This window comes from Kitasatospora sp. NPDC058170 (genome assembly GCF_042883905.1).
In the GTDB taxonomy this organism is placed as follows: Bacteria; Actinomycetota; Actinomycetes; order Streptomycetales; family Streptomycetaceae; genus Kitasatospora.
The window spans coordinates 1-22,468 of the sequence record NZ_JBHVUV010000010.1; the positions used below are offsets into that span (position 1 = coordinate 1).

Genomic DNA, 22,468 nt, shown 5'->3' on the forward strand with positions numbered 1-22,468 from the left:
TCAAGATCGAACGGGTGGGGAAAGTGGTCCGGGCCACAGCGGGAGGGCTGTGAGGCCGCGCACATCGTCGACGGTGCGTGACGACCCGTCCGCGGGCCGTACCGGAACCGGTGGGCGGCGACCCGCTCCCGGGTGGCCCGCACCACAGCCCCCACCCGTCGTGGTCCCTCCGCTCACGCACCGTGTCGGGCATAGCCTCTGGCCATGAGCAACGAGAGCGATGCAGAGGCCGTCGGCGGAGCCGAGGAGCCCGGGGCGGCGGTCGCGCCGGCGGGGTTCGAGCTGGGGACCGACGGGCCCAAGGTGATCCTGGCGGGGCTGGACGGCTCCGACTCCTCCTGGCGGGCGACCGCCTACGCGGCGGGCCTCGCCCGTCGGCAGAAGGCGACCCTCGCCGTGGCTTACATCCAGCCCGTCCTCGGGGCCGCCACCGCGCTCGCGGGCGCGGCGATCGAGGAGACCACCCAGGAGATCGCCGACGAGCTGCTGGCCGCGCTGCGCGAGGCGGAGCAGCGGATGAGCGGCGTGTGGCAGCTGGACTGGCGCTTCCTGACCGTCCGCGGCGACCCGTACACGGGCCTCGCCAGGATGGCGGACGACCTGCGCGCCGACGCCGTCGTCGTCGGAGCCTCCGAGCAGGCGGGGCACCGGGTCATCGGCTCGGTCGCCGTCCGGCTGGTGAAGGCCGGCCGCTGGCCGGTCACCGTCGTTCCCTAGGCGCGGCCCCCGCCGCGAGGGACTTGCCCCCCGCCGCGAGGGACCGGCCCGGACCGGGACAGGGCGCAGGGCCGGAACGGGACACCGGCCCCGTGCCCTCGGGACATCCGCCGCCCGATCCTCGGTGCACGGGCCGGGAGCAACGGCCCGCGACCCGCGGACGAAAGGGACACGCGGATGTACGTGCACTGGGGAACCTTCACGAAGAACGACACCCTCGGCTACTGCCTCGGCCTGGCGCAGAGCGCGCTGCGGGAGCGCGGCTTCCAGGTCTGGGACCTCGCCGGCGACGGCGACTACCAGGTGATCGGCGGGAACAACGACGTGATCGCCAACATCGTCTGCGTCCCGCAGGGCGGAAACACCTGGATGACGGTGAGCGCCTACTCGACGGACTCGACGCTCGCCGAGCGCACCCGCAACGAGGTGCGCACCTACATCGTGAACTCGATCCGCATCGACTGAGGCGAGAGAGGCGCGAGGGGCACGGGAGGTGCGAGGGCTCGACGGGCGCTCCCGGGGAGCCCTCGGCCGGGAAGGCCACCGGCGGGCCGACAGGCCGCCCGGCCCGGCGCGACCGCTCGATCCGAAGGCCCCGGGGCGGGCGACACCGCCCGCCCCGGGGCCGCGGCGCGCCCGGCGATAGAGTGCGTGATCATGACGGACTCCCCGGTCGTAACGGCCCGGTCGACCGGCAGCGACCTGCACCTGGAGCTGCCCGCCACCGGCGGCCGCCGCGCCGCCCTGATGACCGCCCTGCGTGAGGCGATCCGCAGCGGACGGCTCGCCCCCGGCACCCGGCTGCCGCCCTACCGCTCGCTCGCCACCGACCTGGGCATCGCCCGCAACACCGCCGCCGACGCCTACGCCGAACTGGTCGCCGAGGGCTGGCTCACCGCCCGGCAGGGCTCCGGCACCACCGTCGCCGAACGCGCCGAGCCCGCCGGACCGGTCCGCTCCCGCCGGCCGTCGGTGCCGCCGCGCCCCGCCCACGACCTGCGCCAGGGCCAGCCCGACGCCGCCTCCTTCCCCCGCACCGCCTGGCTGGCCGCCGGCCGCCGGGCGCTCACCGCCGCGCCCAACGAGGCCTTCGGGCCGGGCGACCCGCAGGGCCGCCGGGAGCTGCGCACCGTCCTGGCCGACTACCTGGCCCGCGCTCGCGGGGTGCGCACCGATCCGGACCGGATCGTCATCTGCTCCGGCTTCGCGCACGCGCTGCGGCTGCTGTTCGACGGCGCGGGTGCCGTGCTGCCGGGCCCGCTGGCCGTCGAGGGGTACGGGCTGGCCTTCCACCGGTCGCTGCTGGCCCGGGCCGGGGTGCCGACCGTTCCGCTGTCGCTGGACGAGGACGGCGCGCGGGTGCGGGAGCTGGCCGCCCACCCGGCGGTGCGGGCGGTGCTGCTCACCCCGGCCCACCAGTTCCCGACCGGTGGGCCGCTGCATGCCGCCCGGCGCTCGGCCGTGGTCGACTGGGCCCGGGGGAGCGCGGGGCTGGTCCTGGAGGACGACTACGACGGGGAGTTCCGCTACGACCGGCAGCCCGTCGGGGCCGTGCAGGGCCTGGACCCGGACCGGGTGGTCTACCTCGGCTCCGCCAGCAAGAGCCTGACGCCCGCGCTGCGGCTCGGCTGGATGGTCCTGCCGGAGCACCTGGTGGACCGGGTGCTCGCCGTGAAGGGCGAGCGGGAGGGCTGGGCCAGCGCCCTCGACCAGCTCACGCTCGCGGACTTCATCGACGCGGGCGGCTATGACCGGCACCTGCGCCGGATGCGGCGCCGCTACCGGGACCGCCGGGACCAGCTGGTCGCCGCCCTGGAACAGCGGGCGCCGCACATCGGGGTGTCGGGCATCTCGGCCGGCCTGCACGCCGTGCTGCGGCTCCCGCCCGGCACCGAGCGGTCCGTCCTGAAGGCCGCCGCCTACCGGGGCCTGGCCGTGGACGGCCTCGCGGACTACCGGCACCCGCTCACCGGCGAGACCGCGATGCCGGCGGCGGACGGCCTGGTGGTCGGCTACGCCACCCCGCCCGACCACGCGTACCCGGCGGCGCTGGCCGCGCTCTGCGACGTCCTCCCGTCGCCGGAGTGAGCCCCGGCCGACGGCGGAGGCGCGGTGGGCGGTGCGCAGGACCGAGCCCAGGACCGAGCCCAGGAGGGAGCCCAGGAGGGAGCCCAGGAGGGAGCGCAGGGTGAAGGGCGCAGCCTAGGGCGCCGGGCCACGCGGCGGTCGGCGGGTGCGGGCACAATGGCCCGTCGCGTCCGCTCCGCTGTCATATGCCAATACGGGCCCGGGCGGAGCCTGGTGCCGCAGGCGCGGCCGCCCCCTACGCTCACTGGTCATGCGCAGAACACATGTGAGCCGTTTCGGTCTCTCCGCGATCTTGGCCCTTGTCGTCGGTCTGCTCCTCTCCGTCGCCCCGGCCCGTGCCGACACCCCGCTGCTCTCCGTGAGCTCCGACAAGGCGACGGCGACCCCGGGATCCTCGGTCACCCTCACCCTGACCCTGACCAACCCGCACGACACACCCGTGCAGTTCGTCTACCAGTCGATCCAGCCCACCTACGGGACCAGCCAGAACACCGCGCTGAAGTACGCCTTCTCCGCGTGCGGCGGCAATGTCGGGGGCTGCGACACCGGCGCCACCAGCGGGATCGTCCACCACACCGTGCCCGTCGCGGCCGGTGCGAGTACCACCGTCACGCTGACCTACGACATCGCCGCCGACTCCGGCTGCGGCTCGGGCGCCCGGATCGACTTCTACACGTACGTCTACTACGAGTACCAGTCCGGCCTGGCCAGTGACTCCGGCATCTTCGGCGTACCCGGCAACGAGGTCACCTGCTCCTGACCCGTCGCCCCCCGAACACCCGTCAGGTGCCGGCCGCCCCCGTACCGGCACCTGACGGGCCGTCCGCCCCCGAAGAGCTGCCCGCGCCGGAGCGCCGGACCGGACGGCCGCACCGGACTGTCGGACCCGGATGGCAGGCTGGGCCCATGGCCGAACCGCATCTCGTCGACACCCCGACCGGGGCCGCGTCGCTCCCGGTCCCCGACGCCGTCCGCGCGGCGATCCGTGCCCGGGCCGACGAGCACACCGCACCCCTGGTCGAGGCGCTGCTGCGCTCCTCGCTCGTCCTGACCGGCGGGTCCGCCGCGCTCGAGGGCCCTGCCGCGGGCCGCCTCGGCGGGTTGCCCCCGCTGCCGGCCGGCACCGACTGGCCCGAGTTCGCCGGGCTGCCGATGCAGCTGCTCGCCCAGCTCGACTGCGCAGGTCTGGCCGAGGCCTTCCGGACCACCGGCCACGGCGGTGTCTGGCCGCTCCCCGCCTCGGGGCTGCTGCTCTTCTTCCACGACGACCGGGTCTCCGACTACACCGGCGGCGGCTGCCGGGTGCTGCACGTCCCCGGGGACGCACCGCCCCGGCCGGCCCCCGCGAGCGGGACGGGCGACCCGGTGGTGCCGGCCGTCGCCGTCCGGGCCCGCTGGGAGCTCTCCGCCCCCTCCTACCAGGACCAGGAGCTGGAGAACCTCTTCCCCGACGACTTCCTGGTGGCCCTGGACCTCGCCTCGGACTTCCGGGACCACCTGCCCCGGCCGGACGTGCGGGTACTCGGCTGGTGCGACACGGACACCGGCCGCCCCGCCGGGCACCGTCCGCTGCTCCAGGTGGAGAACCGCGCCCTGGCGGCCGACTGGGGCGAGACCGTCAACATCTCCTTCTGGATCACCGACGAGGACCTGGCGGCCGGCCGTTTCGACCGGGTCCGGCACGGCTTCGAGGTGGCCTGAGGCGTCCGGTCGGCCCGGGCCGGGTGCGGCCGCCCACCCGGCCCCGGCCTCGCCCACCCGGCCTCGGCCACCAGGCCCCGGCTCCCAGGGCCCGGTCCCGCCCGGCCTGAGCCGACCGCCGGCGCGGGCGCCGACGGCCCGCCGCGACTAGGCTGCTGGGAGACGCCGGGACACCCCGGCCCACGTCGGCCGAGACGCGCGCTGCGCGGTGGGACGAACATGGCAGCAGAGGCACCCGACGGGCCGGAGGCCCCGGTCAAGGAGCTGGTGCGTTCCGTCCGGGCGCACCCCTCCCGGCTGGCCGAGGTGCTCGCCGTCTTCGCCGTCCGCCACCGCGGCCCCCGCGCCGCCCGCCGGATCGCCGGGCTGCGGAAGGCGCACCCCGAGGCCTCCCCCGCCGAGCTGGTGGACCGCGCGGTCACCCACGCCAAACGGGTGAGCGAGAGCGAGGGCGCGTTCGTCGGCGGGCCCTTCATCGTCCTCGTCCCGTTCGCGTTCTGCACCGCGCTGCTGGCGCAGGCGCAGCTCCTGCTGGAACTCGCCGCGCTGTCCGGGAAGGACCCGACCGACCCCGCCCGGGCCGCCGAGCTGATGGTGCTCCAGGGCGCCTACCCCGATGTCGCGAGCGCCGAGCGCGCGATCGCCCGGGGAGCCGCGGCAGACTCGGTGGCGGGCCCGGCGGCGGGCCCCGGCGTGGGCCGCTGGCGCGGCTTCTGGTCGCTGATCTCGCGGATGGCGAGGCTGCTCGGGCTGACCGGGGCGGACACCGACCCACCGCCCGCCCGGTGGCGGACGATCGGCGGGTGGGTGCTGGTGGCGGTGGTCTTCCTGGTCGGGCTGGTCGCGCCCCTGGTGTGGCTGCCCTACATGGGGATGTCGTACGCCCGCGCGACGGACCGGATCGCGGCCCGGGCCGCCACCTTCCACTTCGGCGATGCCGCCGACTGGCGGGCCGGGCCGTCCCGGGTCGACCCCGGCATGGCCGCCGGCGGTCTGCGCGCGCTGGTGTCCCTGATCCTGCCGCTGGTGGCGATCGTCATCGTGGTGGGTGCCGACGTCAGACTGGCCGGCAGCCGGTGGCCCGCCCTCGGGCTCGCCCTGATCGGCCTCTCCAGCCTGGTGGGCTGGCGCTGGTACCACGGCCACCTCCGGCGCCGCCGCTCGTCGGAGCCCGACCCGGGAGAGCACGCGGAGTGACCGCGCGGGGCCGTGGCGCCCCGCCGGCCCCACTCGAACCCCGTGTTCGACCAGGCGAACATCTGTGCCCATTCGGTGGGGGTGGTGCGGCGGTGCGGCGCACTCCGGTTCGTCGCGTCCGAACGGGGGTGGGCGTTCTCGCGGGCGGGCTATTCGCATGCGCAGTGATTCGAAGATGTGTCCGGAGGTGGTTGGGGGATGCCAACCACTCCATCGTTGAGATTCACCCTATCGGGCGGCGCGGAGTGCTCGGAGCGGTCCGGTCGGGCGCTGGTGATCTAGGGTTCCGGATGGGCCAACCGAGCGGCAAGCGCCCCTCGAGAGTTCATCAAATCGACTACTGATAAGCCTATCTGACGGTCCGTCATGGCCTCTGCCGAGACGGGTCGGCGTGACCTGACCAGATGAAGGAGACCCCTGCCGATGCCCGTGGACACGAGTCCGGAGACGCAGCAGGTACCCCCGCAGTCGAGCCTGACCACGGCCGCTGCCCGCAACCTCGCCACCACCACCAAGTCCGCACCGCAGATGCAGGAGATCACCTCCCGCTGGCTGCTCAAGGTGCTGCCCTGGGTGCAGGCCGCGGGCGGTGCCTACCGAGTGAACCGCCGGCTCACCTACACCGTCGGTGACGGCCGGATCGAGTTCATCAAGACCGGTTCGGAGGTCCGGGTCATCCCGCGCGAGCTCGGCGAACTCGCCCTGCTGCGCGGCTTCGACGACGACGAGGTGCTGACGGCCCTCGCCGACCGCTGCGAGCAGCGCGACTTCGGCCCGGGCGAGCTGCTGGTCGAGAAGGGCGCCCAGGCGGACCGGATCTTCCTGATCGCCCACGGCAAGATCAACCAGATCGGCACCGGCAAGTACGGTGACGAGACCGTGGTCGGCACCCTCGGCGACGGCGACCGCTTCGGCGAGCAGGCCGTGCTCGACCCGGACGCGGTCTGGGAGTACACCGCCAAGACCGTCACCGCCGGTACCGTACTGTCCCTGCCCCGGCGGGACTTCGAGGCCATCCGGGACGGCTCGCCCGCTCTCCAGGCGCACCTGCACGACTTCCTGGCGCTGCCGCTCCAGCGCCAGAACGAGCGCGGCGAGGCCGAGATCGCGATGTCCGCCGGCCACCACGGCGAGTACGAGCTGCCCGGCGCCTTCGTGGACTACGAGCTGAAGCCGCGCGAGTACGAGCTGAGCGTCGCGCAGACCGTGCTCAAGGTGCACACCCGGGTCGCCGACCTCTACAACCAGCCGATGAACCAGACCGAGCACCAGCTCCGGCTGACCATCGAGGCGCTGCGCGAGCGCCAGGAGTTCGAGCTGATCAACAACCCGGAGTTCGGCCTGCTCAACAACGCCGACTTCGGCCAGCGGATCCAGACCCACTCCGGCCCGCCCACCCCGGACGACCTGGACGAGCTGCTCAGCCGCCGCCGCGACCCCGACTACCTGCTCGCGCACCCGCGCACCATCGCGGCCATCGGCCGTGAGCTGAACGCGCGCGGGCTCTACCCCCACCACGTCGACCTCGGCGGGCAGCAGGTGCCGGCGTGGCGCGGGGTGCCGATCCTGCCGTGCAGCAAGATCCCGATCACCAAGGAGAACACCAGCTCGATCCTGGTGATCCGGACCGGTGAGGACAACCAGGGCGTCATCGGCCTGCACCAGACCGGTATCCCGGACGAGTACCAGCCGGGGCTCTCGGTCCGCTTCATGGGGATCAGTGAGAAGGCGATCATCTCCTACCTGGTCAGTGCCTACTACTCGGCGGCGATCCTGGTGCCGGACGCGGTGGGTGTCCTGGAGAACGTCGAGATCGCGCACGGCCGCCACTGAGGCCACTGAGCCGCGGCCGTTACCGAGTTGCGGCCCCTATCGAGCCGCTGGTGGTGCCGAGCCGCTGGTGGTGCCGAGCCGCAGCCGCCGCTGAGGCCGGCTGCCGCCGCCGAAGGCGTCGCGTCGAGCGCCGCCGGGCCGTAACCGGTCGCCAGCAAGATCGTTTCACCTGATGTCGGACGGCCCGCCCCCGCAGGCGGGCCGTCCGCTGTCGGCCCCCACTCCCGGTGTCGACCGCCCCCAGACCGGAAGACGCGAAAGGTGCGTGACACGCATGCCGCAAGCCCAACCGATACCGGTGGACGGGCAGTTATGAGTGGAGAGCCGAGCATCACGACCGGCGGTACCGGCCGAGGGCGCCGGACCAGATTGGTCGGTGCGGCCGCCGCCGTGGCGGCGCTCTGCGCGCTGCTGGGCGGCGCGGCCGACGCGCCGCTGGCGACGGCGTCCGGATCGCACTGCGGCGGCCACGTCCACGGCCACGGGCCGGTCGTCGAGACCTGTGTCTGCACCGGGACGGACGTCTCGGTGTCGGTAGGCCGGGACGGTGTGGATGTCGACGTGGACGTCGACGTCGAGGTGGGTGTCCACGTCGACCCGTTCGGCGCTCAGCACCACCCCAAGCCCACGCCGACGCCCAAGCCCAGCCACTCCAAACCGAGCCACCCGCCGACCCACCACCCTTGTCCCAGCCCGACCCCGACCCCGTCGCCGTCTCCCAAGCCGAGTCCGAGCCCGACGCCGACCCCGCGTCCGACTCCGAGCCCGAGCCCGACGGTGACCGCGACGCCCCAGCCGACACCGGCGCCCGTGCCACCACCGAAGCCGGTGCCCACCCCGCCGCCGGCCCCCGCGCCGGTGCCGCCTCCGGCGCCCGCTCCGACACCGCGGCCCACCCCGCCGCCCGCGCCGCGGACCACCACCCCGCCGCCGCGACCCGCGCCGTCACCCGCGCCGACCGTGCAGCCCGTGGTCCCGCCGTCGGCCCCCGAGCCCTCGCCGCCGGCGCCGACCGTACGGCCCACCCCGGTGAAGCCGGTGCCGAAGCCCGTCCGGCTTCCGGCGGCGCTGCCGCCGCCCGTCGCCCAGCGCCACCACGGCAGTTCGCCCACCACCACGATGCTGCTGGTCACCGTGCCTGCCGTGCTCGCCGCCGCGGCCCTGCGCCCGCGTGGCCGGTCCGGACGGGGCGGCTCCGGGCGCGGTGGCTCCGGCCGGTCCTGAACCGCTCCTGAACCGGGCCGTACCGGCTCGATCGCCCTTCCCCCCCCCAAAAAACAACTGGAAAGGAGTCCTGATGTCCGAGTGGTTGGCACTGGCCATCGCCATGTCGGCGGCCTGTGCCGTCGTGGTGGCGGTGGTGGTGCTGAGGCACCGCCGGGTCAGCGAGGACGAGAACACCGACGAGACACCCGACGTCATCGAGTACATGACGATGATGATCGGCGTGGTCTACGCGATCGTGCTCGGCCTCGCCATCGCGGGCGTCTGGGAGGCGCGCGGCGCCGCCCAGGACGACGTGGTGCGCGAGGCGCAGTCGCTGCACGAGGTCAGCGAGCGGGCCCAGGTCTACCCGGTGGAGTTCCGCGACAAGATCCGGGCCGACGTCGACGGCTACGTCTCGTATGTGATCGACGTCGAGTGGTCCTACATGCGCGAGCACGGCGAGATCTCCGACCGGGGCACCGAACTCCTGGAGAAGCTGCGCCAGGACTTCGCCAACCGCGCCCCGGCGAGCGACCTGGAGGCCCAGGCCTACCAGCCGATCATGGACCGGATCAGCAGCGCCGACGACGCCCGCACCGCGCGCGGCCAGAACGTCGGGCCGACCATTCCGGGTGTGGTCTGGTTCGGTCTGATCGTGGGGGCGCTGATCACCGTCGGCATGGTGTTCGCGCTGCAGATCCGCCGCTCCACCCGGGAGTTGGTGCTGGCAGGCGCGTTCAGCGCGCTGATCGCCTTCCTGCTGTTCCTGATCTGGGACTTCGACGACCCGTTCGGCCGGAGCGTCTCGGTGACCACCCAGCCGTTCATCGACCTCTTCCCGCCCCTGGGTGGCGGCCAGGACTGAGATCCGACCAGGGCGCCGAAAGCTCCTCCGATAGTCTGACCGGATCTCCGGACAGACCCGGAGGCCGCGTCGAAGGGATCGTCAGCCGTGTCCTACCCGCCGCCCAGCCAGGGCGCCCCGAATCCGCCGCAGCGCCCCGGGCGGGCCTGGTGGTGGCTGCCCGAGCAGGAGCGCCGGCGCCGCCGGGAGCAGCGGCGGGCCTGGGAGGAGTACCGGCGCCGCCACGGCAAGAAGAAGCGCGACAACGACTGCTCCGACGCCTGCGACTGCTGCGACCTGGGTGATCCCTGCCTGATCGCGCTGATCCCGGTGATGATGGCCTCGGGCGTCCGCTTCGCCCTCGGCGCGGGCCGGGCCCGGGTGGGCGAACGCGTCCGGAACGGCCACCGGCACGGGCAGGAGCACAGCACCGGGCACAGGAAGGGGAACGGGCACGGGCACGGAGCGGACCCGGCGGCGCCCGTGCCGGGCGGGTTCGCGGCCGGCGTGCTGTACGGCGCGGTGCGATACTACCGCGCCGAGGTCAGCCCGAAGCGCCCGGCGTGCTGCCCGTACACGCCGACCTGCTCGACCTACGCCGTCCAGGCGCTGCACCGGCACGGCGCCCTGCGGGGCGCCCGGTTGACGGTCGGCCGGCTGTTGCGCTGCCGCCCGGGCGCAGTGCGGCGCGGCGGTGCGGACCCGGTGCCGGACAGGACCTGACCGCTCACCGCCGGGGCCTGCCGGGTATGGGGGGCCTGCCCGGAACGGCGGGGGCCGCGCGGATCATTGCGATCCGCGCGGCCCTTCGGCATGTCTGACGATTCGTCAGTGCAGGCTGCTGTTCATGGCGTTGAGCAGTGTGCCGGAGGCGTCGTCGTTCTCCAGGGAGAAGGCGAACATGCCGGCCAGGCCCTTGCTCTTGACGTACGCCCCGCGCGCCTGGATGGCCTGCGGGGTGTCACCCGTCCAGAAGTTGGTGCCGTCGTAGACCCACGAGGTCTCCGTCACCGGGTCCCAGTGGGTGGTGGCGGCGGTGGGGTTCAGCTCCTTCCAGGCGGCCAGTCCGGCCTCCGCGCTGAGCGGCTTGGCCGGGGTCGGGCCGGTCGCGGTCTGGTACAGGCCGAAGTTGGAGCCGGCCGGCACGCCGGTCCAGCCGCGCCAGTAGAACGGGACGCCCAGCACCAGCTTGCTCACCGGGAACCCGCCGGTGATGCCGTACTCCGGCAGGCCGGTGGTGTACGCGGCGAGCGTGGTGTCCACGTTGTACTTCCGGGTGCCCGGGGTGATCGGGGTGGTGGGGTCGGCCGGGCTGTCGTGCAGCGGGTCCTGGTGGTTGGTCGGGCCCTTGGCGTCCCAGGCGCCGTGCATGTCGTACGTCATGATGTCGGCGTAGTCCAGGTAGGCGCCGATCTTGTCGGTCTCCAGCAGCGCGATCTTGTCCTGGCCGCTGGGCAGGGCCGCCGTCAGCAGGAAGCGCTTGCCCTGGGCGCTGCCGAGGGCGTCCAGCTGGGTGCGGAACTCCTTGAGCAGCAGGGTGAAGTTCTGCTTGTCGGCGGGGGTGTAGTGGTTGCCGGTGTGGCCGCCGGCCGAGCCCGGGTACTCCCAGTCGAGGTCGACGCCGTCGAAGAGGCCGGCCGCGGTGGCGGCGCCGCCGGAGGCGTCACCGGCGATCCCGGTCGGCAGGTTCCCCTTGAGGAACATGTCCAGGCAGGAGGAGACGAAGGCCTTGCGGGAGCTGTCGGTGGCGGCCGCGTCCGAGAAGTACTTGGAGTACGTCCAGCCGCCGATCGAGATCGTGTACCGCAGGTTCGGGTACTTGGCCTTGAGCTGGCGCAGCTGGTTGAAGTTGCCCTTGAGCGGCTGCTCCCAGGTGTCGCTGCTGCCGTCCACGCTGGTGGCGCCGTTGTAGTCGGCCTGGTAGTCGGCGTAGGCGTCGCCCGCGCCGTCACCGGCGTTGGGGTTGGACTCGTTGGCCGAGTCGGAGGCCTTCACGGCCTGGAAGCAGGTGTGCGAGGTGGGGTGGATGTTGGCGAAGGCGTAGTTGATGACGTCCAGCTTGCCGGCGGCGCCGCTGGTGTCGACGTTCTTCGCGTTGTACGCGTTCTCGTAGACGCCCCACTGGTCGAAGTAGGCGGAGCGGAACGGGCTCGCGGCCGGCGCGGCGGAGGTGGTGGTGGCGACCCGCGCGGACTGGGCGGAGCCGTGGCTGCCCGAGTAGCCCTGCACGGTGAAGGCGTAGGCGGTGCTCGGCAGCAGCGAGCTGACGGCCACCGAGGTGCCCATCGAGGTCGCCACCAACTGGTTGCCCGCGTACACCTTGTAGGCGATCGGGCCGTCGCCGCTGGTCAGCGTGGAGGGCTGCCAGGTGAGGACCACGGCGTTGTGGGTGACCTTGCTGACCGTCACCCCGGCGGGCGTGGTGACCTTGCCGTCGCCGGCCGGGCCGGTGGCCGTGGAGGTGGCGGTGGCCGTGGCGGTCGGGCTGGTCGACGCCGTGGGGCTGGTGGAGGCGGTCGGGCTGGTGCTGGCGGTCGGACTGTTGCTCGCCGTCGGACTCGTGCTGGCGGTGGGGCTGTTGCTCGCCGTCGGACTGGTCGAGGCCGTCGGACTGCCGGACGCGGTGGGGCTGGTGGAGGCCGTCGGGCTGGCGCTGCCGGTCGGCCCGGCCGGCCCGGTCAGGGTGAGGTCGTCCGCGCGGTAGGTGCCGGTGCCGTACCAGCCGTGCGTGAACACCGTCACCGAAGTGGTGCCCGCGCCGGTGGTGAAGGTGGTGCTCAGCTGCGTCCAACCGGTCGCGTTCGGCGCCCAGGTCGAGGAGTTGATGCCGGTACCGGTCGCGCCGAGGTAGACGTAGCTGCCCTGCACCCAGCCGGCCAGGGTGTACGTGGTGTTCGGCTGGACGGCCACCGTCTGCTGGCACTGCGCGGTGTCGGAGGCCGAGGCGGCGCCGCTGAGCGCGTAACTGCCGGCGTGCACCGGCGTGGTGACGACCGAGCCGTTGGCGCAGCTCCAGCCGGCCAGCGAGCCGGTCTCGAAGCCGGCGTTGGTCAGCAGGTTGACCGCGGCCGCGGAGGCCGTGTCGAGCGAGAGGGCGAGGGCGGCGCTGCCGGTGGTGAGCGTGGCCGCCAGGGCCAGTGCGGTGGCCCGTCGGCGTGGCGCGGCGGCCCGGCGCTCGGCGGGGAGCGCGGGCGTGACTCTGTCGTGCATGTGCTGTCCTCCGGATGGGTGGGGGATTCCGGCGGTGCGCTGACCCGGGACGGGTCGAAGGGAGCCGACCCGAGCGCTGTGGGGGCGCGCGGGCGGTGGGAGCTGGAGCGAGCGACGCGGCGGTTCCACTGTCCCGGCTACGTCACGACACCACAGATTGGACTGGACCAATATTCGCCGTCAAGAGTGTCCGGCCACCGGACTGTTGGCACCCGCTCCGACGGGCGCCCCGGCGGTACGGTGAAGATCCGCAGAACGGAGGACACGCGATGGACAGCCAGGACTGGGACGACCGGTACGCCGCGAGCGGGTTGGTCTGGGGCGCCGAACCCAACCGCTGGGTGGTCCGCGAGCTGACCGGCCTGCGGGCTGCGGCCGATCCCGCGGAGGGCCCCGCCGAGGCGTTCGCCGAGGGCGCCGACGAGCCTGCCGAGGGCCCCGCCCGCGGCCGCGCCCTGGACCTCGCCGCCGGGGAGGGCCGCAACAGCATCTGGCTCGCCCGCCAGGGCTGGCAGGTCACCGGGCTCGACTTCTCCGCCGTCGCCCTCGACCGGGCCGCCCGGCTCGCCGAGGGCCTGCCCGCCGCGACCGCCGCCCGGCTGACCTGGCGGCAGGCGGACGCCCGGACCTTCGACGCCCCGGCCGGGGGCTACGACCTGATCCTGGTCGCCTACCTGCAGCTCCCGGCCGAGGACCGCCGGAGCGCGCTGCGCCGGGCCGCCGCCGCGCTGGCCCCCGGCGGCACCCTGCTGGTGGTCGGCCACGACTCCAGCAACCTGACCGAGGGTGTCGGCGGCCCGCAGGATCCGCGCGTCCTGTTCACCCCCGAGGACGTGCTCGCCGACCTCGCGGAGGCCGGTCTGCGCACCGTCCGGGCGGAGCGGGTCCGCCGCCCGGTCGGTGCGGAGGCCGCGCACGTCCGGGCGGGGGAGGACCGGGCGGCCGAGGCCGTCGACGCCCTGGTGCGGCTGGAGCGTCCTTAGCCCTGGGCTGGACGTGGAGCGTGTCACTCGTCGGCTGGCTCCCGCGGTCCTCGGATCATGTGGTGATGATCGGAGAAGCGGGGTACGAGCTGGAGAGGGAAGACGCTGCGACCCGCAATCTTTCTACAGTGCTGTAGATTCAGGGCGCGCCCGCAACGGCGCCGACGCAAGCACCGGCGTGGCGCCGGCGGAGGGACGAGGAGGACGCGATGAGCGTTTCGCTGGCCAAGGGACAGAAGCTGAGCCTGGAGAAGCCGGGCGGGGGACAGCTGGGCCTGGTGCGGATGGGCCTGGGCTGGCGCGCCGCGCAGCGCAAGGGTTTCTTCGCCAAGCTGCTGGCCTCGCAGGAGATCGACCTGGACGCCTCCGCCGTGCTGTTCGCGGGTGAGCGCCCGGTGGACGTGGTCTTCTTCCAGCACCTCACCAGCAACGACGGCTCGGTGCGGCACAGCGGGGACAACCTGACCGGCGGCGCGGGTGACGCCACCGACGACGAGTCCATCACGGTGGACCTGGCGCGGGTGCCGGCGGAGGTGGACCAGATCCTGTTCACCGTCAACTCCTTCACCGGGCAGACCTTCCAGGAGGTCGAGAACGCCTTCTGCCGGCTGGTGGACGCGCAGACCGGCGCCGAACTGGCCCGCTACACGCTCACCGGCGGCGGTCCCTACACCGCCCAGATCATGGCCAAGGTGCAGCGCACGGCGGCCGGTTGGCAGATGGCCGCGATCGGCCAGCCGGCCACCGGCCGGACCTTCCAGGACCTGATGCCGGAGCTCGTCAGGCACCTCTAGTGCCGCGTCAGGCAACTTTTGGGCGTCGCGACGGGGCGAAGGTTGCCTGACGCGGCACTAGGCGCGCACCGGGCAGCCTGCATCGGCCACCCGGCCACCCGGTCACCGGACCCGGAGAAGGGCCCTGACCGGCGAAAACGTCGGTCAGGGCCCTTCTTCGGCTGCCCTGCGCGCCCACACCAGGTCGTTGCGGCAGCTCAGGGTGTCGCGGTGGGTTTCGCCGAGGACCTGCTCGAACTGCGCGAGGGTGGTCTCGTAGAGGGGGATGGCGCGGTCGAGGTGTCCGGCGGCGCGGTAGGCGTTGGCGAGGTCGTTGCGGCAGCTCAGGGTGTCGCGGTGGGTTTCGCCGAGGACCTGCTCGAACTGGGCGACGGTGGTCTCGTACAGCGGGATCGCGCGGTCGAGGTCTCCCGCGGCGCGGTACGCGTTGGCGAGGCTGTTGCGGCAGCTCAGGGTGTCGCGGTGGGCGTTGCTGAGGGCCTGTTCGTACTGGGCGAGGGTGGCCTCGAAGAGGGGGATCGCGCGCTTCAGGTCCCCGGCGGAGCGGTAGGCCCTGGCGAGCTCGGTGCGGCTCATCAGGGTGTCGCGGTGCGTTTCGCCCAGGACTTCGCCGCGTTGGGCGAGGGCGGTCTCGAACAGGGGGATGGCGCGGCCCAGGTACCCCGCGGCGCGGTAGGCCTTGGCGAGGCCGTTGCGGCAGGTGAGGGTGTGGGGGTGGGTGTCGCCGAGGGCCTGTTCGTACTGGGCGAGGGTGGCTTCGTAGAGGGGGATGGCGCGGCCCAGGTAACCAGCGGCGCGGTAGGCGTTGGCGAGGCCGTTGCGGCTCATCAGGGTGTCGGGGTGGGTGTCGCCCAGGACTTCGCCGCGTTGGGCGAGGGTGGTCTCGTACAGGGGGATGGCGCGGCCGAGGTACCCCGCGGCGCGATAGGTGTTGGCGAGGCCGTTGCGGCAGGTGAGGGTGTGGGGGTGGGTGTCGCCGAGGGCCTGTTCGTACTGGGCGAGGGTGGTCTCGTAGAGGGGGATGGCGCGGTCGAGGTCTCCGGCGGCGCGGTAGGCGTTGGCGAGGCCGTTGCGGCTCATCAGGGTGTCGGGGTGGGTGTGGCCGAGGGTCTGCTCGTACTGGGTCAGGCCGGCCGCTCGGAGGGGAATGGCACGGACGTCGTGGCCCTGGTGGTAGAGGTACCGGGCAGCGATCTCGTACAGCGGGGCAGCCGGGTCCTTCGTGTGGCCGTGCGGGGTGGTGGCGGCGATCGTGATCAGGTGGGGCAGCAGCTCGTCCCACTCGGGGGACGAGCCGATGTCGAGCGCGGTGAGTACGCGGACCAGCGCCAGCTCGGCTTCGCGCCGGCCGGCCGGTAGGCCCTGCGGGTCCGCCGGGGCGGTGGCGCGGAGGACTGTCTGGAGGAGGCGGTGGACGCCGGCGGTGTGTCTGGTGACGGTGGCCATGCTGTAGGCGGCGAGCAGGCCGAGGGCCTCGTGGAGGCTGTCGTCGTCGGCGCCGGGGATTGCGAGGAGGCTGATCGGGATGTTGTCGGGGGCGAGCCAGGCGAAGGTGTGCAGGAGCTCGACGGCGCGGGGGTTGCGATCGGTGAGGGCCTGGAGGGTCTGGGTCCAGATGCGGGCGATGGTGCGTTCGGAGACGGTGTCGTCGGCGGTCTTGTCGAGCTTGGCGGTCAGGCGTCCGCGGTAGTCGGCGATGCTGATGGTCGGGTTCTGGCCGAGGTAGGCGCCGGCCTGCTGCAGGGCGAGCGGGAGGTGGCCGAGGTCGGAGGCCAGGGCGCGGGCGTCCTGGCGTTCGCGCGGCGTTGTGATGCCGTCGGTGAGGGCGTAGGTGCAGATGAGGTCGGCGGCTTCGTCGGCGTCGAGCGTCCCGAGGGGGTAGGTCGGGATGGTGCGGGGCCAGCCCGTGGTGCGGCGGCTGGTGAGAATGTGGTGGCCGCCGTCGAGGGCGCCGAGGTAGCGGTCGGAATCGGCGGGGTTCTCGACGTTGTCGAAGATCAGCAGCCAGCCGGGGTGCCACTGCAGCCAGGTCATGGCCCATTCGGCCCGCTCGGTCTGGGAGGCCCCTCCGGCCCCGACGGGGTGCAGCCGCGAGGCGAGTCCCGCCAGGGACTGTTCGATGCGGGTGGGGGAGTCGGCGTTGATCCACCAGATGAGGCTGTAGGTGTGGCGGTAGCGGTGGGCGTAGGCGAGGGCCAGCGTGCTCTTGCCGACTCCGCCCAGGCCGTGCACCGTCGAGGCCCGGGCGGTCGCGGTCCCGCTCTGCTCGGTGAGTGTGTCGCGGAGCCAGGCGAGGGCGTCCTCCCGGCCCAGCAGCAGGGGGAAGGGCGCCAGGTTGGTGAGGGCCCGTGGCGCCTGGATGTCTCGGGCGGCATGAAGGATCTCGGGTGGCAGCGCGGTCACGTCGCCGGTGATGGCGGTGCCGATGGTGTGGGCGGCGACGGACCGCGGGCCGGAGGCCGCGATCGTCACCGTCCCGGCGGCCGGTGCGGGCAGCAGGTCGGCGAGTTCCCTGCGCAGGTCCGCGTCCCCGCGCAGCGCCCGCTTGAGCTGCTGGCGCAGCGCGGCGGCGGCTTCCGCGTCGTCCGGGTCCTCCGCGGCGTCGAGGACCGCGGCTTCCAGCCCGGCCTGTTCGGGCGCGGCGCGGCGGCGCCGGACGGCCCGGAGGATGCGGCGGCCGAGGGCGGCGGTGGCGTCCGCTGTGCCGTCTTCTGCGGTGTCCTCAGCGGCGTCCTCCGCCGGGGTGAGAACGGCACGCCCGTAGGCGCTCAGTGCGGCCGTCAGGTAGGGGCCGGCCTGTTGCACCAGCTCCGCGATCTCCGCGCTCATCCCGCTCGACCCTCCGGAGCCAGGCGCCAACTGACGTGTCAGCAGCGAGCATAGGCGCCGGGCGACCGCCGGGCGGTGGGGACGGCAGACCGGCGGAGCGGGCGGCAGCAGCCGCAGCACCCGCTGGAACGGGCGGACTGCGGTTGTGCTGCGACGCTCCGGCCCGGTCCGCCGACCGGGAGGGCGGGGACCGACCGTGGTTACCGGGCGGCGGCCGCGGAGGGCGAGGGCGAGGAGGTCGCGGACGGGCTCGCCGCCGCGGATCCGGAGGGCACGGCGGAGGGCGCGGCCGACGCGGTGGCACCGGGGGCGGCCGGAACGCAGCCGGGCCCGGTGGGCGTCGCCGACGGGGTGCCGGACGGAGTCGCGCTCGGCGTGCCGCTCGCGGTGTTGGTGGGCGTGCCGCTCGGCGACCCGCTCGGCGTCGCGGTGGCGGTGCCGGTGGCCGTCGCGGTCGGGGAGGCGCAGGCCGTCGGGGTGCCGGTGGGCGTGGTGCTCGGGGTCGCACTGGGCGTCCCGGTCGGCTGGGCGGAGGGCGACGGCGAACCGGTCGGCGACGGAGCCGTCGTGGGCGTCGTGCTGGGCGCCGCCGTGGCCGTAGCCGTGGGCGAGGTGCTCGGGCCCGCGGAGGGCGAGGTCGAGGGCCCGGCCGAGGGCGTGGCGGACGGCGTGGTCGACGGCTGGGCGCTCGGCGACGGCTGGGCGGCGCTCGGCGAGGCCGTGACCTGCTCGGGAGTGGCCGGTGCCTGGGTGGTGGGCGCCGTCGGCTGAGCGGTCGTCGGCTGAGCGGTCGTCGGGGCCGCCGCCGCGCCCGGGGCCGCGGGGCGGTCCGGGGTGGTGGTCGGGGTGCCGCTGCCGAAGTGGGCCATCCAGTTCCTGACGGTCCGCAGGTACTCGCCCGAGTTGTTGTAGCCGAGGACGGCGCGGTCCAGCTGCGCCGGGTCGGACAGGTTGCGGCCGCCCGCGCACAGGTAGCGGCCGGCGCCCTCGGCGGCGTCGAAGATGTTGTTGGGGTCCGCCTGGCCGTCGCCGTTGGCGTCGACGCCCCAGTAGGCCCAGGTCGAGGGGATGAACTGCATCGGTCCGACCGCGCGGTCCCAGACCCGGTCGCCGTCGAAGCGTCCGCCGTCGGTGTCGGCGATGGCCGCGAAGCCCTTGCCGTCCAGGACCGGGCCGAGGATGGCCCGGTAGGTCGTCCCCGCGGTGTCCACCCGGCCCCGGTCGGCCTGGCCGGACTCGACCTCGCCGATCGCGGCCAGCAGCTGCCAGGGCAGGTGGCAGCCGGGGGAGCGCAGGGCGAGTGCGCTCTCGGCCTTGCGGTAGGCGGCGAAGACGGTCTCCGGCAGGGCCGGCCCGGTCCGGAAGGGGGCCGCCGAGGCCTCGCCGGGGAGGGTGCCGGGCGGCTGCGGCAGCGGGATGGTGCCGCCGCCGTCCACCGGGCCGCCGCCGGGGGCCGCGGGGTCGGGCGTGTTGGGCAGGCGGGTGGCGGTCGGGCCGGGGTCGGGCAGGGTGCTGGAGGCCGCCACGACGGATGCGGCGGTGGCGTTGTCGAGCGCCGCCGGGTCCGCGGCCGCCACCGGGACGAGCCCGAGTCCCGTCACGTGGGACCCGGTCAGCGCCGCCAGGGCGGTGAACGCCGCGGCCGCGCCGGTCACCCGCTTGCCCAGCCGTATCCGCCGACCACCCTGTTCGGTACCGAACTTCGCGCTCACGCCGTGCCCTCCCCGTCGTCGTCCAGACCCTCGGGGAACGGACGGGATGTCATGAACGTGCCCGTACTGCCCCCGGAGAATGTCGTACCGGAATGATTAGTATCACGACGATCTGAACCGCCCCCGGTGGCCGGAAACGGGCCGGGGCCTCACAGCTCGATGAACATCCCGTCGTCGGCGACGGCCGCGCCGGCCTCCGTCAGGGCCCCTGCGAGGGCGGCGGACCCGGGGGAGCCGGGGTGGGCGAGCGGGTTGGTGTTGTTGAGGTGGGTGTAGAGGTAGCGCGGTCCGGGGCGGCGGGCCAGCTCGGGCAGTGAGTCCTCGACGGCCAGGTGCCCCATGCCGCGGGAGGTGCGCGAGCCGCCGGTGTGCCCGGCGAGTTCGCCGTCGGTGGCGAACGTGCCGTCCAGGAGGACCAGATCGGCGTCCGTCACCGCCCGGTCGAAGGCGGGCGTCCAGGCGGCCAGCCCCGGTGCGTACACCGCGGCCGCCCGGCCCGCCGCGTCGGTGAAGCGGTAGCCGGTCACCCAGTCCGTCCGCTCCTCCCCCTCCTCGCCCGCCTGGTCGGCGGCGTAGCGCGGCCGCTTGCCGCCGAGCGCCAGCGGCTCGGCGCGCAGCCCGCCGTCCAGTTCGAGCACGGTGCCCGGGACGGCGGTGTGCCAGCGGGCCTTGGTGTACGGCGCGAGCAGTGGTCCCACCGGGAAGGCCCCGTGCAGCGCGCGGCGCACCGGCAGGCCGGCGTGCACGGTCAGCGCGGCGGCCTCCCGCAGGGTCACCAGGCCCAGGGTGTGGTCGAGTTCCCCGCTGGTGAGCAGGACGCCCCGCAGCGGGGTCTCCCGGGTGCCGGGCGCGGGGGCGAGCTCGGGGGCGGCGAGCAGCTGGCCGCGCAGGTCGGGGGAGGCGTTGACCAGGTACCAGGCGGCGCCGTCGGCGCTGATCGCCAGGCAGTCCTGGGTGCGGGTGGCGCCGGTGGTGCGGGCGGTGGCGCAGCCGGGGCAGCCGCAGTTCCACTGCGGCAGGCCGCCCCCGGCGGCGGTGCCCAGGATCCGGATCTTCAGCGCGGCCTCCGGGGGACGGGCGCCGGGGTGTCCGCGAGGGCCGGCGCGGTGAGCAGGTGGTGGTGCGGGGAGAGGCGGCAGGCCGGGTCGGTGGCGGCCGGGTCGCCGGTGAGCTGGAACGCCTGGCAGCGGCACCCGCCGTGGTCCACCTCGCGCAGCTCGCAGCCGCGGCAGGGTTCGGGCATCCAGTCGGTGCCCCGGTAGCGGTTGAAGGCCGGCGACTCGTGCCAGATCGCCGCCAGGCCGTCCTGGCGGGCGTTGGGCACGGTCAGGCCGGGTAGCTGGGCGGCGGCCAGACAGGGCAGGACGTCGCCGGTGGGGGCGACCACCAGCTGGCGGCTGCCCCAGCCGTTCATGCAGGGCTTGGCGGTGCCGCCGTGCAGGTCGGCGGCGACGTGCACGATCTCGATCCGCCCGGCGTGCCGCTCCCGGGCGGCGGCCACGTCCCGCTCGGCCTGCCGGACCTGCTCCTCGCTCGGCGCCAGGTGGGCCCGGTTGCGCCAGGCCCAGCCGTAGAACTGGGTGTGCGCCAGCTCGACCCGGTCGGCGCCGAGCGCCACCGCCAGGTCGGCGAGCGCGCCGAGCCGGGCCAGGTTGCCCCGGTGCAGGACGACGTTGACGGTCAGCGGCAGGCCCTGTCCGGTGAGCAGGGCGGCCGCGGCCAGCTTGCGTTCGTGCGCCGCCCGCCCGGCGACGGCGTCCGCGCTGCGCAGGTCGGCGTCCTGGACGGAGAGCTGGACGTGGTCCAGGCCCGCCGCGGCGAGCTCGGCGGCGCGCGGGCCGTCCAGCGGGAGGCCGCTGGTCACCAGGTTGGTGTAGAGGCCCAACCCGTGGGCGTGGCCGATGATCCGGGCCAGGTCGCGGCGCAACAGCGGTTCGCCGCCGGTGAGATGGACCTGGAGGACGCCCAACCCCCGGGCCTGGTCCAGGATGCGCAGCCAGTCCCCGGTGTCGAGCTCGTCGCGGTAGCGGGCCAGCTCCACCGGGTTGGCGCAGTAGGTGCACTGCAGCGGGCAGCGGTAGGTGAGTTCGGCGATCAGCCCGAGCGGCACCGGGGTCCGGACGGCCGCCGCGGGCAGGCCGACGGCCCGCAGCGGCCGGACGGGCGAGCCGGTGCCGTCCAGGGTGAGCAGCCGGCGCCCGGCCAGCTCGGCGAGCAGTTCGTCCACCTGCGCGCCGTCCACCCCGTTGTACTCGGCGGCGAGTTCGGCGGTGACCAGCCCGCTGTCGCGCCGTCCGTCGCAGTGCCGCAGCACGGCGGCGGCAGTGTCGTTGAGCAGCAGCACGCCCTCGGGGTAGAGCAGCGCGGACCGCTCCCGGACCGGGTCATACACCAGGCGCACGCCGGGCCGCAGCCCGGGCACCCGGCCGGCCAGGGCGGTGGTCACCGGTCGCCCCCGTAGTCGACGGCGTCCAGCATCGCCCGCAGCACCTCGCACTTGAAGGCGAGGGCGTCGACGGCGGCCTGCTGCTGGGCGGCGGTCACGCAGTGGTCCAGGACCAGCTCCAGGGTGCGGGCGCTGTCCCGGCGGGCGGTCGGGATGCGGTGCTCGAAGTAGGCGTACCCGCCCGGGTCGATCCACGCGTAGTGGGTGCGCCAGGCGGTGACGCGCTGGGCCATGTGGTCGGGCGAGAACATCTCGGTGAGGGCCGCCGCGACGCCCTCCGTCCACGGCCTGGTCTGGCAGAAGTGCAGGTAGCCGTCCACGGCGAAGCGCACCCCGCGGGCGACGTGCCGCTCGTCGGTGACCTCGGCGCGGTCCAGGCCGACCGCCTCGGCGAGCACCAGCCAGTCGGCCAGCCCGCCCTCGCCGGGCTGCTCCGGCGCGGCCGGGCCGGAGGCGGCCGGGCCGGGCCCGTCCTGGTAGCCGAGCCGCTCGACCCAGGAGCGGCGGACCTCCGGCAGCGGGCAGTTGGCGATGATCGCGGCGTTCTTGCGGGTCAGGCAGAGCTGGTAGTACCAGCGGTTGGCGACCCAGCGCCGCAACTCCGGTGGCGTGCAGCCACCGGAGTGCAGGCGCAGGTGGAACGGGTGGGTGTCCCAGTACCGCTCGCGCAGGTCGTACAGCCTGGCCGCGAACCGCTCGCGGGTCAGCGGTTGAGCCACTGGGCGGCCCGTCCGGCGTACGCGGTGACCTCGGCGCCCGTCTGGTGGCACTCCACGGCGGGCGCGGACCAGGCGGGCTTGGGGCGGGCCGGCCCGCCGGACTCCGGGCGGGCGGGTGCGGCCGCGGGCGCGGCGGCGGGGTGGGCGGGGGCGGTGGTACTCATGGGGCTCTCCTTGGCTGGGGGTTGC

The 22,468-nt window shown here is 74.4% G+C and carries 19 protein-coding genes; 11 read left to right on the forward strand and 8 right to left on the reverse strand.

The features are described 5' to 3' along the window. The first annotated feature begins 204 nt into the window (after positions 1-204). The 7 genes from ACFVVX_RS13100 to ACFVVX_RS13130 all read left to right on the forward strand — a co-directional run bounded on the left by ACFVVX_RS13100 (position 205) and on the right by ACFVVX_RS13130 (position 7,536). A complete protein-coding gene (locus ACFVVX_RS13100) occupies positions 205-717 on the forward strand; it encodes a universal stress protein (RefSeq protein WP_387944657.1) in 513 nt (170 codons plus the stop codon). 177 nt (positions 718-894) lie between these two features. Continuing rightward, positions 895-1,182, forward strand: a complete 288-nt coding sequence (locus ACFVVX_RS13105) for a hypothetical protein (protein WP_387944659.1) — start codon at positions 895-897, stop codon at positions 1,180-1,182. 192 nt (positions 1,183-1,374) lie between these two features. Beyond that, positions 1,375-2,805 carry a PLP-dependent aminotransferase family protein gene (locus ACFVVX_RS13110; RefSeq protein ID WP_387944661.1) on the forward strand — a complete coding sequence of 477 codons (1,431 nt, stop codon included), beginning with the start codon at positions 1,375-1,377 and terminating at the stop codon, positions 2,803-2,805. Between the two features lie 250 nt (positions 2,806-3,055). Then, positions 3,056-3,565, forward strand: a complete 510-nt coding sequence (locus ACFVVX_RS13115) for a hypothetical protein (RefSeq protein ID WP_387944663.1) — start codon at positions 3,056-3,058, stop codon at positions 3,563-3,565. A 146-nt stretch (positions 3,566-3,711) separates the two neighbouring features. After that, positions 3,712-4,506, forward strand: coding sequence for a DUF1963 domain-containing protein (locus ACFVVX_RS13120; RefSeq protein WP_387944665.1), 795 nt, complete (start codon positions 3,712-3,714; stop codon positions 4,504-4,506). A gap of 219 nt (positions 4,507-4,725) precedes the next feature. Further along, positions 4,726-5,703 (forward strand): hypothetical protein, encoded by a 978-nt coding sequence (locus ACFVVX_RS13125; RefSeq protein WP_387944667.1) that lies wholly within the window; start codon positions 4,726-4,728, stop codon positions 5,701-5,703. Between the two features lie 423 nt (positions 5,704-6,126). Further along, positions 6,127-7,536 carry a family 2B encapsulin nanocompartment shell protein gene (locus tag ACFVVX_RS13130; protein WP_387944669.1) on the forward strand — a complete coding sequence of 470 codons (1,410 nt, stop codon included), beginning with the start codon at positions 6,127-6,129 and terminating at the stop codon, positions 7,534-7,536. Positions 7,537-8,144: 608 nt separating this feature from the next. On the opposite strand, the gene ACFVVX_RS13135 is transcribed toward ACFVVX_RS13130, so the two are convergent. Further along, positions 8,145-8,669 (reverse strand): hypothetical protein, encoded by a 525-nt coding sequence (locus ACFVVX_RS13135; RefSeq protein WP_387944671.1) that lies wholly within the window; start codon positions 8,667-8,669, stop codon positions 8,145-8,147. A gap of 164 nt (positions 8,670-8,833) precedes the next feature. Here ACFVVX_RS13135 and ACFVVX_RS13140 point away from each other — a divergent pair, with 164 nt between their 5' ends. After that, positions 8,834-9,607, forward strand: coding sequence for a hypothetical protein (locus ACFVVX_RS13140; RefSeq protein WP_387944673.1), 774 nt, complete (start codon positions 8,834-8,836; stop codon positions 9,605-9,607). 87 nt (positions 9,608-9,694) lie between these two features. Continuing rightward, complete coding sequence (gene yidD / locus ACFVVX_RS13145; RefSeq protein ID WP_387944675.1) at positions 9,695-10,309, forward strand: membrane protein insertion efficiency factor YidD; 615 nt, start codon at positions 9,695-9,697, stop codon at positions 10,307-10,309. Between the two features lie 105 nt (positions 10,310-10,414). Here yidD and ACFVVX_RS13150 read toward each other — a convergent pair whose 3' ends face one another. Beyond that, entirely contained in the window at positions 10,415-12,796 is a 2,382-nt protein-coding gene (locus ACFVVX_RS13150; protein WP_387944677.1) for a glycosyl hydrolase family 18 protein, read from the reverse strand. A gap of 269 nt (positions 12,797-13,065) precedes the next feature. On the opposite strand from ACFVVX_RS13150, the gene ACFVVX_RS13155 reads away from it, so the two are divergent. After that, positions 13,066-13,779, forward strand: coding sequence for a class I SAM-dependent methyltransferase (locus tag ACFVVX_RS13155; RefSeq protein ID WP_387944679.1), 714 nt, complete (start codon positions 13,066-13,068; stop codon positions 13,777-13,779). Positions 13,780-13,988: 209 nt separating this feature from the next. Beyond that, positions 13,989-14,573 carry a TerD family protein gene (locus ACFVVX_RS13160; RefSeq protein ID WP_387944681.1) on the forward strand — a complete coding sequence of 195 codons (585 nt, stop codon included), beginning with the start codon at positions 13,989-13,991 and terminating at the stop codon, positions 14,571-14,573. Between the two features lie 144 nt (positions 14,574-14,717). Here ACFVVX_RS13160 and fxsT read toward each other — a convergent pair whose 3' ends face one another. From fxsT to ACFVVX_RS13190, 6 genes are all read right to left on the reverse strand, one after another. After that, positions 14,718-17,402, reverse strand: a complete 2,685-nt coding sequence (gene fxsT, locus ACFVVX_RS13165) for an FxSxx-COOH system tetratricopeptide repeat protein (RefSeq protein ID WP_387944683.1) — start codon at positions 17,400-17,402, stop codon at positions 14,718-14,720. 200 nt (positions 17,403-17,602) lie between these two features. Next, positions 17,603-19,114: a lytic transglycosylase domain-containing protein gene (locus tag ACFVVX_RS13170; RefSeq protein ID WP_387944685.1), complete on the reverse strand. Its 1,512-nt coding sequence runs from the start codon at positions 19,112-19,114 to the stop codon at positions 17,603-17,605. A 149-nt stretch (positions 19,115-19,263) separates the two neighbouring features. After that, positions 19,264-20,253 (reverse strand): pyrroloquinoline quinone biosynthesis protein PqqB, encoded by a 990-nt coding sequence (gene pqqB, locus ACFVVX_RS13175; protein WP_387945040.1) that lies wholly within the window; start codon positions 20,251-20,253, stop codon positions 19,264-19,266. Next, a complete protein-coding gene (pqqE, locus tag ACFVVX_RS13180) occupies positions 20,169-21,560 on the reverse strand; it encodes a pyrroloquinoline quinone biosynthesis protein PqqE (protein ID WP_387944687.1) in 1,392 nt (463 codons plus the stop codon). The genes pqqB and pqqE overlap by 85 nt, the downstream gene beginning before the upstream one ends. After that, positions 21,557-22,279: a pyrroloquinoline-quinone synthase PqqC gene (pqqC, locus tag ACFVVX_RS13185; RefSeq protein WP_387944689.1), complete on the reverse strand. Its 723-nt coding sequence runs from the start codon at positions 22,277-22,279 to the stop codon at positions 21,557-21,559. Before pqqC ends, pqqE begins: the two co-directional genes overlap by 4 nt. After that, complete coding sequence (locus tag ACFVVX_RS13190; RefSeq protein WP_387944691.1) at positions 22,264-22,443, reverse strand: hypothetical protein; 180 nt, start codon at positions 22,441-22,443, stop codon at positions 22,264-22,266. The genes pqqC and ACFVVX_RS13190 overlap by 16 nt, the downstream gene beginning before the upstream one ends. Between the last annotated feature and the right edge of the window lie 25 nt (positions 22,444-22,468).